Raw genomic sequence first — 14236 nt, forward strand, 5'->3', positions numbered from 1 at the left:
TGGCTCAGCCGTTCTTCACCGTGGAAGGCCAGGACGTCGAGCGTTGCGGTGAGGTCCTCTACCTGGAGTTTGTGGCGGCTGTGGTCGAAGAACGTACGCATGCTCAAACCTCCATCGCTGCGGGCGCAATCGCGGCCGGTGTGTCAGTGAACTGCAGGGTGATGCCTTCGTCGTCGCTGTAGCCGAGGCTCACGCCGTGGGTTTGCTGTTGGGCGGCCTGGCGTTGCAGCAGTTGTTGGCTGAGCACCGGCAGGATCTGTTGGTTGAGCAAACTGTCGATGTTGCGCGCGCCGGCGTCGGGCAGCAGGCAGGCGGCCACCAGGGCATCGCTCAAGTGCGCGTCGACCTGGCAGGCAAGGCCGTAGTGGCGTTGCAGGCGTCGGGCGACCTTGGCCAGCTTGAGGGTGACGATGCGCTTGAGGGCGGCCGCCGCCAGCGGTCGGTAGATCAGGGTCTGGAAGCGCGCCAACAGCGCGGGCTGGAAGTGCTCGCGCAAAATCGGCCGCAGGCGTTCCTGCAGGGTGCTGTCCGGTGCGTCCGGTTGTTCCTGGAGGCAGGCCTGGAGTTCATCGCTGCCCAGGTTGGAGGTCATGAGGATCACGGTGTTGCGAAAGTCGATCTCTCGGCCTTCGCCATCACGCATGAAGCCGCGATCGAAGACTTGATAGAACATGGTGAGGACGTCGCGGTGGGCCTTCTCCACTTCATCGAGCAGGACGACGCTGTAGGGCCGTTGGCGCACCGCTTCGGTGAGTACCCCGCCCTGGCCGTAACCGACGTAGCCGGGCGGCGAACCCTTGAGCTGGCTGACGGTGTGGGCTTCCTGGTACTCGGACAGATTGAGGGTAATCAGCGATTTCTCGCCGCCGAACAGGCAGTCAGCCAGGGCCAGGGCGGTTTCGGTCTTGCCCACGCCACTGGTGCCCACCAGCAGGAACACCCCCAGCGGTGCCTTGTCGTCGGTGAGCCCGGTCTTGGCGGCGCGCAGGCGCTGGGCCAGGGCGCCCAGCGCAGTGTCCTGGCCAACCACCCGCGTACCCAGTTGGTGCTCCAGGGCCAGCAGGTTGGCGTGTTCGTCCTTGAGCAGACTGCCCAGCGGTACACCGGTCCAGTCGGCGATCACTTCCGCCACGCTACGGGCGCTGACGTCCAGGGAAAGCAGGGGTTGGGCACCTTGGGTCTCGGTCAGTCGTTGTTGCAACGCGCCACAGGTATCGCGCTGCGGCGGTTCGGCCTGGCGGGCGTCGAGCAACTGGCGTGTCAGGTCGAGCTCGTGGCCGTACTGGCGCACCACCGTGGCTTGTTGGCGTGCCAGTTCGGTGGTGCGGGCAGTGATGGCGGCCAGGCGTTCATCAGCGACGTGCCCCAGCAGTTGCGCATCGGTTTCCAGGCCCTGGCGTTCCAGCGCCAGGGCAGCCTGGCGGGACTTGAGGTTGACCAGCGCTTGGGGCTCGCAGTCCAGGCTCATGCGCACGCGCGCACTGGCGGTGTCGAGCAGGTCGACGGCTTTATCCGGCAGTTGCCGCCCCGTCAGGTATCGGCGGGACAGGCTAACGGCCGCCTCCACGGCGGCGTCCTGGATATGCACGCCGTGGTGACTGGCATAGCGCGCCTTGAGGCCGCGCAACATGAGGCAGGCATTGGCGTCGTCAGGCTCATCGACCTTGACCATCTGGAAGCGTCGTTCCAAGGCCGCGTCGCGTTCAAAATACTGTTTGTACTCGCTCCAGGTCGTGGCCGCGATGGTGCGCAGCTCGCCGCGCGCCAGGGCCGGCTTGAGCAAGTTCGCCGCGTCGGCACCGCCAGCCTGGTTGCCCGCACCGATCAGGGTGTGGGCTTCGTCGATGAACAGCAGCACCGGTTTGTCCGAGCGCTGTACGGCATCGATGACGTTTTTCAAGCGTTGTTCGAACTCTCCCTTGACCCCGGCGCCGGCTTGCAACAACCCCAGGTCGAGGGTGCGCACGCTGACGGACTTGAGACTGTCGGGGACATTACCCTCGGCGATGCGCAGCGCCAGGCCTTCGACCAGGGCGGTCTTGCCCACCCCAGGCTCACCCACCAGGATCGGGTTGTTCTTGCGCCGGCGGCTGAGGATGTCGATGACCTGGCGGATTTCATCGTCGCGACCGAGCACCGGGTCGATCTGCCCTGCCCTGGCCTTGGCGGTCAGGTCCTGGGTGAACTTATCGAGCACCGCTTGCAAGCCGTCGTCCAGTGCACGCTCGCCACCGGCCGGCGTGAGCAACGGCGCCGAGGCATCCACGGGGTTCAAGGCCATTGCTTGTTGCACCTGTGGGCGCTCTTCGGAATGCTGGTCGAGCACCCCGGTCAAGTGCTGCAGCTGCACTTCGCTGAGGCTGAGCAACGGCCACGCGGCTTCGCATGCCAACAGGCTGGGGGTTTCCAGTAGCGCACCCAAGAGGTGTGCCGAACGCAGCGTGTCGTTGCCTTCGTCCAGGGAGGCCCGCAGCCAGGCGTTCTTGATCAGTTGCTGCAACTTGCCACACAGCTGTGGCTTGCTTTGCACGCTGCGTGGCAGCGTGTCGAGGTGGTCCAGCAGCCCACGCCAGAGCCCGTCCATGTCCCATTCGTAGCGCCGAGCGATGAGGGTCAGGTCGCCCTCGCCCTGCTCCAGCAACTTGAGCAACCAGTGTTCGATGCTGATCTGGGCGTGGGCGCGACTTTGACACAGTGATGCCGCGGCACTCAGCGCCTGGGCGCAGTACGGATTGAGGCGGCGGAGCAAGCGGGTGGGGTTGTGTGCCATGGAGTGCGTCCTTGTTCTGGGTACTTGGCGTGTCGTGGGTGTGCGATGTACTTGGCTGAGCGCCCGCGAACGGACGCTCAACCCAGCGCACCGGGGCCCGGCAGAACGTGGGTTCTGCCGGGCCTCTTGCATCAGGCGGCCGGAGCGGCTCCCGAACGCTCATTCCAGGAGTCGGAGTGCTTGAGATTGCCGTCCAAGAACGTCCAAGTGATCTTCTCGTAACGCAATTCGACTTCCTCCAAGTGGTTGTGCTTCTCCTTGGCCGGATCCTTGATGTCATGCATCTTCGAACCGACATTGACTACCTTGACGTTCTCCAACAGCGCGTTGTACTGCTCGGTCTCCTGACCAGCATCGTCAATGCGATACCACTTGAATTCAGCACTTTTGAGGGTCTGCCCCAGGGTCACGGCCTTGAACAAGTAGACCGTGGCGACATCGACTTCTTTGGTGAAAACAAACGGGGTGTGAGTCCGCGTGCCGGTCAGCTTGCCGGTGTTGTCGTCAGTGGGGATAGACACACAATGGTCGAGGGCGAGGACTTCAATGCTGCCTTCGCGACCACCAATGTTCACTGATCCCTTGATGTGCGAGCCGCCGTCGTCTTTCAGCCACAGGTAAACGGGAATTGCCATGTGAAGCTCCTTTTCCAGGTCATTAAATGCCGCGAGATGCGACAGGGGGTTGCCCGTCCGGTCCGGCAACGGGGAACACACAAGCCCCCGTTTCCGGTACCAGGCGGATATCGACGCGCCGGTTGGCGGTGCGTCCAGTCTCGGTGTCGTTGCTGGCGATCGGCTGGCTGGCGCCAAAGCCCTGGACCGCGAAGCAGCTGTCGGGGATGTCGCCCATGCCTTGCATCCAGTCGCGCACGGCGGCGGCCCGGTCGCGCGACAACTGCAGGTTGTGGTCCGCATTGCCGGTGATGTCGGTGTGACCGGTGATGACGATCAGCCATCCCGGCTGAGCCTTGATGCCGACCAGGGCGTTGATCAGCACTTTGGTCGACTCCGGCTTGAGCTGGGCACTGCCGGTACTGAACAGCGACAGGCTGTCCAGGCGCACCGGGCTGGCAATCCCTTTTGGCTGAGGCGCCGGCGGCGGCCGGTGATTGGCGATGGTCGCCTGCAGGGGGGCACGCAATTGTTCGCCGCGATACAACCCCAGGCCCAGGCTCAGGGGTTCGCCCCAGCGGTAGTAGTTGTCCAGTCGCTGGGCGTCCTGGCGCAAGACCGCCACCGCCGCTTCCACGTGGGCGAAGTCGGAATAGTCACGTCCGTGCGACTCGGCGATGGCGCTGTAGCGACGCAGGTCGTCGGTGACCTGACGCACCAGCAAGGTGTTTTGCCACGCCGAACTGGCCAGGGCGATGATGGCCGCGACCACGAACAACCACAGGGCAAGTACCGTGGAGCGACTAAACGGCGTACGTCGGGTACGGGTGGGCAACACCGTCAGCAAGGGATCGGGGAACGGCAATGAGCCTCGCGCCCCGGACTCGACCTGGCGGGTGTCGGACAGCGCGATTTTTTCGCGCAGCCATTGCTGCCACAGGTTGCCGGTCACCGCCTTGGGCAGGACCGGCACCCAGGTGATGGCGCAAGCCAGCGGCGGGCCGACGACCGTGCGAGCTTCGCGAGTCATCAGCGGCGCGAGCACCGCTTCGCCCAGCCAGGCCGCAACGCTCTCCAGTCGTACGCTGGTCCGCATCCGAGCGGCCTGAGTCTTGGTATCCATCGCCTGCCGCTGCCAATCGACCAGGTCGATGCATCCCGCGGCTTCTCGTACCCAGGGGCTGGCACGTCCCCCTTCCCAACTGAACCAGGGACCCTCACCCTGCGAGCTTTGCACGTAGCTCACGAGCAACAGAGGCAAGGCGAGGCCCTGCTTGCGCACCTTCGCCACGTGGTAGCCGAACGCGCGGACCTGGCCAGCCAGCGCGGCACCATCGCGGTGTTCGCCCGGGTTGATGACCAACATCACACTGATCTGCGCGCCCCAGTGCACACGCTCGGCCATCAGCGCGGCGGCCAGTGTTGGCAGTTGATCCAGGCTGGGAACCCGTAGATAGCAGCCTTGTGCGGTGGTGCGCAGGACCAGTTGTTCATCGGCGAATTCGCCGAACAAGCCTTCCAGGCCATCGCCACACACCAGCACCACTGGCTGACGATAGTCATCGGGCGGCAGGGACATGCTGTCGGCCAGCCGCAAAGGTTGGCTGCACCGTTGGGCCGCGCGCCGTGCTCGCACCCACGCCAGGGCCACGACCAGCACAATGCTCGCCGCTGCCAGGACGCGTATTCCGGTTGCCAGCGGAATGATTGCCAGCAACATCAGGCCGAGTGCACCCGCCCACAACCACAGTCGTTGTGTCTGCTGGAATGTCATCTGCACGCCCTCACGCGTGGACCGGCAAGAGCGTGGCGATCACACCGCCCAACAGATGGTCCAGGCCCCACCAGGCACCACCGAGCAGCAGCACGGCGACCACCCCATGCCCCAACCCGGAGCGCAACCCGCGCGGCAGGCCAGGACGCCAGCCACTGCTCACGTGCGTCGGCAAACCGTGGGGCAACGACAAGGGCCCCACCTGGGCCGTCAGCGCGATCAGCACCTGCTCACGCTCGGGGTCGTTGTCCGCGCGATGCCGGCCACGAAAACCCAGCATCAGCACGCGCTGGAACACGGTCAGGACCAGCCGGTCCGGCGCGGGCTGGTTCAGGGCTTCGCGCATGTCGTCATACAAGAACTCGCCCGCCTGATGTCGATTGAAGAACTTCGCCTGCAGGGACTCCTTGACCCACCGGGCATGGGCGGTGTCCTTGTCACGGTTCAACACGGTCTCGTCCAGCAAGGCGCATTGGGCGTGGCTGACCAGGTCAATGCTGCGCGGACTCACCCCGGCCTGTTTGAGGCTTTCACGCACCTGCTCGACCTGCTTGACGCAGTGCTCCCATAACTCATCGCCGTTGTGCGCCGACACGCCCTGCTGTAACTCGACGACCAGCAAGTACGTCGGCTGCAGCCACGCGTCGATATCCAACGCCGCTGCGTCGTGCCTTTTCGAAGGGATCAGATTCATGTGCGTAACACCGCGAACAGTTCAAGTTTGACGTCGGCCAATGTGCTCGGCACATAGAAGGCACAGACACCGGCAGCCAGCATCGCCCGCCCTTTGGGGTGGTTGAGGTCAAGGGCGAAGTACTGGTTCTCCAGGCGCAGCGGGATCGCCGCGGGCACATGGCTGAGGGACTGCAGGGGCACGCCATCGAGCGCGGCGTTGACCAAGTCATCGACCTCGTCCGGCGAACCGACTTTGCACAGGCGCGGGAACTGGTCCTGAACCTGCACGGCCGGCAAGCGGCAGCGCACCGACAGATAGAAGTCAGCCCCCTCCGGTTCACACAGCCGTGCGTCGTTGAGGCCTACCTGCCAACGGTTGGCCCCGGCCGCTTCCAGGACCAGCGCAATGACCCGCGATGGCAGGCTGGCCTCCAGCAACGTGGAGATCGTGCGTATCAGCGGTGGGAACACCGTTTCCAGTTGGTCGTGACGATAGGCCGGAATCTTGTCGATATCGTGTTCCAGCGAAAACGTCAGCAGGCTGCCGGCCAGCTTCACCAGTTCCAGGTAAACCTGTTCCGGGTGACGCGCCGGGTGCGCCTTGAGGTCCGCCAGCACTGGCTGGTAGGTGTTCAAGGCGTTGAGCAGCCAGAACAACGACACGTCGGCGACGGCGAAGTCGGCCATGCGCTGGTTGCTTTCGCGGCGCATGCCCATCAACCGTTGACGCTTGGCCGACAGCTGGGTCAGCACATTATCCAGTTCGGTGAGCAACCCCGGATGCGCCGCAAAGCTAAGCAGCGGCGGCACATACGTTGGGTCAACGCTCCAGCCCCCCTGCCCGTCACGCACCAGGCGGGCGATCGGACAGGTCACGTAGTCGCCGTTGTCATCAGTGCTCAGGCGCAGGCTGAGTGCATGCTCCAACACGCCGATGGACTGCACTTCGTCGGCGTAGATGTCCTGCACCGGACGCCAGTCCTGGCGATAGCGCGTTGGTCGTTCGACGCTGGCGGCGTCGAACACACAGTTGTTGCCATTGGCCTGCTCCAGCGGCAACGCCAACAGCAGCGTCGCCACCTGGTTGGCGCTGGACAGCACGCGGTCCAGCTCCAGCCCAGGCGGAAGCCGGTCGACATGGTCACTGTCGATCAGCGTACCGTCGGGCATGCGCACACAAAGCTGGGTGGCCTTGAGCTTGCCCAATTGCAGGGCGTGCGCGTCAAAGGCGACGGCCCGCACCCCCCAGGGATGCACCAACGACAAGCGGGAGAGGCTTTCGTTGACCCACGTCTCCCAGCGAGCCTGCTGCTGGAATTGCTGTGGGCACAACAGGGCCCCGGCAGCCCAAAGAGGGCGGTCGATGTTCATGGCTTTGTTTCCCTACGAAATGAATCAGGCTTTCGCTTTGGGCATCTGCGAGACCAGTGACAAGTTGACGTCCATGCCCTCGACCTGGAAGTGCGGCACGGCATACAACTTGACGCGGAAGAACCCCGGGTTGTCGTCGATGTCTTCCACCGTGACCCTGGCATCGCGCAGTGGGTGCGAGGCTTGCAGGTCGTCGCCCGGATCGGTCATTTCGGTCACCAGGCCGCCGATCCACTTGTTCAGCTCCAGTTCGAGCAAGCGGCGGTCCTTGGTGGTGCCGATGTTTTCGCGCTGGATCAGCTTCAGGTAATGGGCAATGCGCGACAGCAGGAAGATGTACGGCAGGCGCGAGTTGATCCGGCTGTTGGCGGTCGCGTCGCTGGTGTCATACAACGCCGGCTTCTGCGCCGAGTTGGCCGAGAAGAAGCACGCGTAGTCGCGGTTCTTGTAGTAGGAAAGCGGGATGAAGCCCAGGTTGGCGAATTCGAACTCGCGGGTTTCCGGGATCATCACCTCCGAAGGAATCTTCACCTGATTGCCCGTGCCCAGGTCGTACAGGTGGATCGGCAACTCAGTGACGGCGCCGCCCGACTGCGGTCCGCGAATCTGCACGCACCAGCCGTTGGTGATGAAGCTCTTGACCATGTTGGCGGCGAAGGCGAATGACGCGTTGGTCCACAGGTACTTGTGGTGGTCGGGGCCCTTGACGCTTTCGATGTAGTTGAAGCTGCGCACCGGCACGGTGTCCGGCCCGTAAGGCAGGCGCCCGAGCACCCGCGGCATGGTCAGGCCGATGTAGCGGGAATCGTCGCTGTCACGGAAGGCCTTCCACTTGATGTACTCGGCACGGTCGAAATAGTTGCCGATGTCCTTGATGGCGGCGACCTCCTCCATGGTCTCCTTGCCGAAGAACGCGGGACCTACGGCACCAATGAACGGCATGTGCGCCGCGGCCGAGACCTTGGAGATATTGCGCAGCAGGGCGATGTCCTGCGGGCCACGGTTGAACTCGTAGTTGGAAATGGCCGCGGCAATCGGCTCGCCACCGGGGGTGTCGTATTCCTGGGTGTAGGTGTGCAGGTAGAGACCGCTCTGGGCGATTTCGGGGGCATCTTCGAAATCCTGGACCAGGTGATCCTTGCTGATGTCCAGCAACTCGATGCGCACGTTCTGGCGGAAGTCGGTCTGGTCGATCAGCGACTTCACGCCACGCCAGGTCGACTCGACCCGCTGAAAGTCAGGGTGATGCATGACGGCATCCAGTTGACGGCTGATCTGCTCGTCCAGCGCGGCGATGTGTTCGTCGAGCAGGGTTTTATCCAGGCGCTCAACTTTTCGCGACGAGTCCTTGAGCAGTTGCAAAAATACGTTCACTGCGGCCGTTACCCGCTCATCAGCGGACACTTCAGACAATGCCTCGACATTCTGGAACGCGTCGATCCCACCCAACGCTGAAACGGGAACGAGATTGATCTTGCTGAAGAGCGTGCCATAGACACCGCTGTTTTCTTCAGACAACACTGTAGCGCCGCGCGATTGCACGTTAGAACTTTCTACGGACATGAAGGGAACTTCCTTTTAGGTAAAAGAACCGGAACTAATTAACGCGCGTCGCGCGGCGCCAGGGCGGCCAACTCGGCTCGCAACTCGTCACTCAGCGCGTCATCCTTGAGAATGCGCTCCAGTTCTTGGCGGAAGGTGACGTTGTCCAGCAGGTTGGACTTGAGGTCGCGCAACAGATTGCGCATGGCCAACAGTGCACGCAGTTGCGGTATTTGCCGCGCTACCTGTTCCGGTTCGAAGTCCTTCATGCTCTGGAAGTCCAACTCGACCGAGGTATCCTCGCGGTCGCCGGCCAGGGTGTTCTCAACCGTCAACTTAAGGGCCGGGGAGAACTCGGACAACACACTATTGAAGTTGTTTTTGTTGATATCGACTTTGCTTCGCTCGGACAGCGGGCGCTGTTCCTTGCCGTTGCTGTAGTCCCCCAGCACCATCAACTTCAGCGGCAGCTCGACCTTCTTCTGCGCACCACCGGTATGTAGATCGAGCTTGATATTGATCCGCGCCTTGGGTACTTCGTTTTGAAAACTATTTGAAGCCATACACCCTCCAGAATGCGACAGCCGATGCCGTCATCAACGTAACAAAACTGGAATCTATAACTTACAGCCGACCCACTACAGATCGTTGTCAGCCACCAGCACATAAATTCCCTTTGCACATGCAAGTATTGTTACCTGCGAAACAGTCACTGTTTTCCAGGCGGCAAGATTGAATTATCCGAACGGCTTATTCCACCCTCTAAAGCAAGAAGAAGAAATTTCCGATTAGATATCAGAAATGGACTACGACTAACTTTAGACAAGGCTTAAAAAACAATGTATGTAGGAAATCTCCTCAATAACGCTCTAGTACGCCACTGTGATGGCATCAGGACTAAAACCCCATCGATAAGATCACGTGCCAGAGGAACAAAAAATAAGACTTGTCTTAAAAATAACCTGGCGAGTCTTGGATTCAGTCCCGGCGCAGCCACTCGATGAACAGCGCGAACAACTCCGACTGCGAATTGACTGCCAGCTTCAGGTAAAGATTCTTGCGATGCATGCGCACCGTTTCCGGGGCGATACCCAGTTCGCTGGCGGTGGATTTCACCGAGTGGCCGCGCAGGATCATGTGCGCCACCTCGCGCTCACGTTCGGTGAGGACGTCGCAACCGAAGTGTTCGAAGGCATTCTGGATGCTGTGCTTGATGTCGCGGGAGGCGCCCTGCCCTGGCGCACCTTGATCGAGGGTTGGCAACCCGTGGCGGGCGTATTGGCGGATGAATTCACGGACCATCGGTTCGACCGCGCGCAGCAGGTGCAGTTGCTCGGCGCGCAAGGCCTCGCCACCAAAGCCCTGGAACAGACTGACCGAGATCTTGCTGTCGTTGCCCACGTCGACAATGTAGTAGCTGTCTTCCGAGCAGCCGATCTTGAGGTAGTAGGTCTTGTAGTAGTCCGTGTCGAAGAAGTGGTCCGGGGCGATGTCTTCCAGGTGGTAGAAGCCTTCGGCCAGGCCCTGCTCCACCGCCAGGCAGAACGGGTCGAGCAGGTAGCCGCCGGTAAAATAGCGGCCAATCAGCGATTCGCGGTATTGCTCGGGAATGCCTTGCAGGTACAGCGACAGCGGTGGCTGGTCCTTGCGTTCCAGGCTGATCATCACTGATTCCACCGACACCAGGTCCCCGAGTGCCTGCGCCAGGTAGCGCAAGGCATCGGGCGCCTGGATATGGGCAAACGCCTGCTGGACCCCGGCGTGCCACTGATGCAGGGCACGATAGGGTAAGGCGATCAACGTGTCGTCACAGGCTTTGCTCATGCCCCGCAGTCTAGCCGGTGAAGCGCGGCTGGGCATAGCCATGTCGCGCGCGGTCATCGTCCGGCGTACAGGTCCAGCGCCGTGAGTTCAGCGGCCACTTCGAGGATGCACTGGCGCAGGGTCTCGACGATTTCGTCGACCTGGGTATGGCTGATGATCAACGGCGGCGACATCACGTTCAGGTGCAGGATCGGCCTTACCAGCAAGCCCTTGGCCTGGGCCTTGACGTGAATCCGCTCGCCGATGTTCACCTCGTCGGCAAACAACGCCTTGGTACGTTTGTCGGCGACGAACTCGACACAGGCCATGAGCTTCTCGCAGCGCACATCGCCCACCAGCGGTAAGTCCCGCAGGCTGGCCAGGCGTTGCTCCAGGTAGCTGCCGACGTCCTGTACGTGGGCCAGCAGGTTTTCGCGCTCGATGATCTCGATGTTCTTCAGCGCCGCCGTGCAGCACACCGGATGGCCGCTGTAGGTAAACCCGTGGGTGAAGCAGCGGCCCTTGCCCGGCTCGGCGATGACCTTCCAGATTCGCTCCGAGAAAATGCACGCCCCCAGCGGCAGGTAGGCCGAGGTCAGGCCCTTGGCGGTGGTGATGATGTCCGGCTGCACGTCGAACAACGCGGCCGAGGCAAACCAGTGGCCCAGGCGGCCGAACGAGGTCACCACTTCATCGGCGACGAACAGGATGTCGTGGGCCTGGCACACTTCCCACATCCGCCGCAGATAACCCTTGGGCGGGATGATCACCCCGCCCGAGCCCATGATCGGCTCGGCGAAGAACGCGGCCACCTTGTCGGCGCCGATGCTGTGGATCTTGTCTTCGAACTCCTGCACCAGGAACTCAAGAAACTGCGCCTCGTCCATGCCGTCCGGCGCCCGGTACGGGTTGGGATTGGAGACGTGGTGAATGCGCTCGTGTGCGTAGTCGAACTCCGGCACCCGGTCGGCGGCCTTGTTGCCGATGGACATGGTCAGGCACGTGGAGCCGTGATAGGCGTTGTAGCGGGCGATGATGTGCTTCTTCTCGGGCTTGCCCCGGCAGTTCTGGTAGTACTGGATCAGCCGGTAGGCGGTGTCCACGGCCGTCGAGCCGCCGGTGGTGAGGAACACATGGTCCAGGTCGCCGGGGGCCAGGCTGGCGAGTTTCTCGCACAGTTCAATGGCCACCGCGTTGGACATGTCCGAGAACGGGTTGGAATACGCCAATTGCCGCACCTGGTCGGCAATCGCCAGGGCCATCTCTTCACGGCCCAGGCCAATGTTGGTGCACCACATGCCGCCCACCGCATCGAGGAACCGATTGCCCTCGGTGTCGTAGATGTAGGCCCCGTCGCCGGCGACGATGTTCAGCGCGCCGTTGGCCTGGTGCTCGTCGAACACGTGGTAGCCGTGCATGTGGTGGGCCTTGTCGGCCTTGACCAGCGTGGGTTGATCGAACTGCTTGAAGAACTCGGGAGTGGGTGTGGTCATGGCAATGGTCTCGAAGATAAAGCGTGAATGTGTGGGAGCGGGCTTGCTCGCGAAAGCGGTGGGTCAGCAAACATGAGGGTTGGATGTACTGACGCCTTCGCGAGCAAGCCCGCTCCCACCTAGGCAGGTGCCGGCTCAGTACCCCGTCTTCACCGTGCTCCAGACCCGCGTGATCGCCCGCATGTCCTTGGCGTCCTGGGTCTTCTGGGCGAACAAGCGCTCACGGGTGGCGGCGTCGGGGTAGATCGCCTGGTTGTCGCGCACGTCGGCGTTCAGCAGCGCGGTGGCGGCGCCATTGCTGTTGGCGTAGTGGATGTAGTCGGTGACATCGGCCATGACCTGGGGCTGCAACAGGTACTCCAGGAATGTATGGGCGTTGGCCACATGGCGCGCGTCGCCGGGGATGTACAGGTTGTCGAACCAGATCAACGAGCCTTCCTTGGGAATGAAGTACGCCAGGTTGATCTTGAGCTTGGCTTCCTCGGCGCGGGCCTGGGCGGTGGCGTAGTCGCCGGACCAGGTCATGGCCATGCAGGTATCGCCGTTGGGCAGGCTGGTGAGGTAGTTCACCGAGTCGAACTTTTTGATGTAGGGCCGCACGGACAGCAGCAGGTCCTGGGCAGCCTTGAGGTCGGCCGGCGCGGCGCTGCGTGGATCACGGCCCAAGTAGGTCAGCGCCAGCGGGATGACTTCGGTGGGCGCGTCGATCAGGGTCACGCCACAATCGGCGAAACGCGAGACGACCTTGGGGTCGAAGATCATCGCCAACGAGCCGATGGGCGCATCGGGCATGCGCGCCTTGATCATGTCGACGTTATAGGTCACGCCGTTGCTGCCCCAGGTGTAGGGCGCCGAGTAGGTAATGCCCGGGTCGTAGCCCTGCAGGTGTTCCAGCACCTGCGGGTCGAGGTTGTTCCAACTGGGCAACTGCTGTTTGTCCAGAGGCTGGAACACCTTGGCCTTGATCAGCGGCGGTACCAACGAGGCATTCAGCACCACCAGGTCGTACCCGGAGTGGCCGGTGAGCAACTTGGCCTGCACCGTTTCGTAGGCATCGAAGGTGTCGTAGATCACCTTGATGCCGCTGGCCTGTTCAAAGTTGGCCAGGGTCTTCTCGCCGATGTAATCGGCCCAGTTGTACAGCCGCAGCGTATTGGCGTCGTTCACGTCGGCGGCGTGAACCGCCAGGGACCAGGGAGCAAGCAACAAACTGGAAAACACCTTGAGTGCCTTGCGCATTGCAATTCCACCTTAATCAGCAGACTCGGCTCTGGATGAGCGGACACGGCCACTATCAAAGCAATTGCCGGCGGCGGCCATACCCCGAATGGGGGTGATCCACGTTCTCAGCCCCCTGAAGATCCTGGTGGGAGCGGGCTTGCTCGCGAATGCGGTGGGCCAGTCAATGTTGATGTTGAATGTGTCGGCGCCTTCGCGAGCAGGCTCGCTCCCACACGGGGGTCATGTGTGTTTAAGCCGGTTGGCGGGGTGTCGGATGGGGCTACACAGCCTTGCGTTGCGGCCTACACCTACGCCAGAATCCGCCGGCTTGTGCGCCTGATGGCGGGTCTTTATGGTTGCCGAGTCGCTGAAACTTCAGCGACCGGGCGTGAGAACCCGTAGCAATCAACGCGCAAAAGTGCCCTAGAACTATCGTGAGTCATTCGCCCGCGATAACGTTTAATGGCGGCTGTGCGTGGGAGACCTTCGGGTCTGCCGGTTGCTGATTGCCGGATTCTCACCCTGCGCACAGTTGCCACCCAAACCTGTGAGAAGGTCGGTGGCAGCTCCACCAATCAGGAGCTAGACCATGCCAACCGCCCACACCGCCACGCCCCCCCTCACCACCGCCGGCCTCACGCCCTTCTCCATCCACAACGACCACGCCTTGTTCCGCGTCAACCGTGGCGTGCCGATCCGCGAGGCGTTGGCCCACGTGTCCGACTTGCTGCACCTGTCCAAGCTGCTCGCCGAGGACGCCGCCATGGAGCGCGGCACCGACCGCTATGCCTGGGCGTCGCACTACTTGCAGGAGATGAGCAAGGCGGTGATTGATGATGTGGTGAAGGTGCTGGGGGCGGCGCAGCGCCGCTAGGTCACGCATAACCTGTGGGAGCAACTGTCTTAACCATGCCGCTCGTCATCACCGCCATCGCGAGCAGGAATCTGGGTTGAGCCCGTAGGAGCGAGGCTT

The 14236-nt window shown here is 62.4% G+C and carries 11 protein-coding genes; 1 reads left to right on the forward strand and 10 read right to left on the reverse strand.

Features of this window, described 5'->3' with window-relative positions; all coding sequences use genetic code 11:
• Positions 1 to 103: 103 nt before the first annotated feature.
• From tssH to BMW74_RS03045, 10 genes are all read right to left on the reverse strand, one after another.
• On the reverse strand, positions 104 to 2770 hold the full coding sequence (tssH, locus tag BMW74_RS03000; protein ID WP_093413455.1) for a type VI secretion system ATPase TssH: 2667 nt from the start codon (positions 2768 to 2770) through the stop codon (positions 104 to 106).
• Between the two features lie 131 nt (positions 2771 to 2901).
• The gene (locus BMW74_RS03005) at positions 2902 to 3405 is read right to left on the reverse strand and encodes an Hcp family type VI secretion system effector (RefSeq protein WP_093413459.1); all 504 of its coding nucleotides are present in this window, start codon (positions 3403 to 3405) and stop codon (positions 2902 to 2904) included.
• Between the two features lie 22 nt (positions 3406 to 3427).
• The gene (locus BMW74_RS03010) at positions 3428 to 5158 is read right to left on the reverse strand and encodes an OmpA family protein (RefSeq protein WP_093413462.1); all 1731 of its coding nucleotides are present in this window, start codon (positions 5156 to 5158) and stop codon (positions 3428 to 3430) included.
• A gap of 10 nt (positions 5159 to 5168) precedes the next feature.
• Positions 5169 to 5852 (reverse strand): type VI secretion system protein TssL, short form, encoded by a 684-nt coding sequence (gene tssL / locus BMW74_RS03015; protein WP_093413465.1) that lies wholly within the window; start codon positions 5850 to 5852, stop codon positions 5169 to 5171.
• A complete protein-coding gene (gene tssK, locus BMW74_RS03020) occupies positions 5849 to 7204 on the reverse strand; it encodes a type VI secretion system baseplate subunit TssK (protein ID WP_093413469.1) in 1356 nt (451 codons plus the stop codon). The genes tssL and tssK overlap by 4 nt, the downstream gene beginning before the upstream one ends.
• Positions 7205 to 7228: 24 nt before the next feature.
• On the reverse strand, positions 7229 to 8767 hold the full coding sequence (tssC, locus tag BMW74_RS03025) for a type VI secretion system contractile sheath large subunit (RefSeq protein ID WP_093413472.1): 1539 nt from the start codon (positions 8765 to 8767) through the stop codon (positions 7229 to 7231).
• A gap of 38 nt (positions 8768 to 8805) precedes the next feature.
• Positions 8806 to 9309, reverse strand: coding sequence for a type VI secretion system contractile sheath small subunit (tssB, locus tag BMW74_RS03030; protein ID WP_093413475.1), 504 nt, complete (start codon positions 9307 to 9309; stop codon positions 8806 to 8808).
• A 415-nt stretch (positions 9310 to 9724) separates the two neighbouring features.
• Positions 9725 to 10627 carry a helix-turn-helix domain-containing protein gene (locus BMW74_RS03035; protein ID WP_371911733.1) on the reverse strand — a complete coding sequence of 301 codons (903 nt, stop codon included), beginning with the start codon at positions 10625 to 10627 and terminating at the stop codon, positions 9725 to 9727.
• On the reverse strand, positions 10624 to 12042 hold the full coding sequence (locus BMW74_RS03040; protein WP_093413481.1) for an aminotransferase: 1419 nt from the start codon (positions 12040 to 12042) through the stop codon (positions 10624 to 10626). Before BMW74_RS03040 ends, BMW74_RS03035 begins: the two co-directional genes overlap by 4 nt.
• 135 nt (positions 12043 to 12177) lie before the next feature.
• Positions 12178 to 13281, reverse strand: a complete 1104-nt coding sequence (locus BMW74_RS03045) for a polyamine ABC transporter substrate-binding protein (protein WP_093413484.1) — start codon at positions 13279 to 13281, stop codon at positions 12178 to 12180.
• 571 nt (positions 13282 to 13852) lie between these two features.
• Here BMW74_RS03045 and BMW74_RS03050 point away from each other — a divergent pair.
• Positions 13853 to 14137 carry a DUF3077 domain-containing protein gene (locus BMW74_RS03050; RefSeq protein ID WP_093413487.1) on the forward strand — a complete coding sequence of 95 codons (285 nt, stop codon included), beginning with the start codon at positions 13853 to 13855 and terminating at the stop codon, positions 14135 to 14137.
• Positions 14138 to 14236 lie beyond the last annotated feature (99 nt).

Origin of the sequence: Pseudomonas sp. ok272, from assembly GCF_900109995.1 — a bacterium.
Taxonomy (GTDB): Bacteria; Pseudomonadota; Gammaproteobacteria; order Pseudomonadales; family Pseudomonadaceae; genus Aquipseudomonas.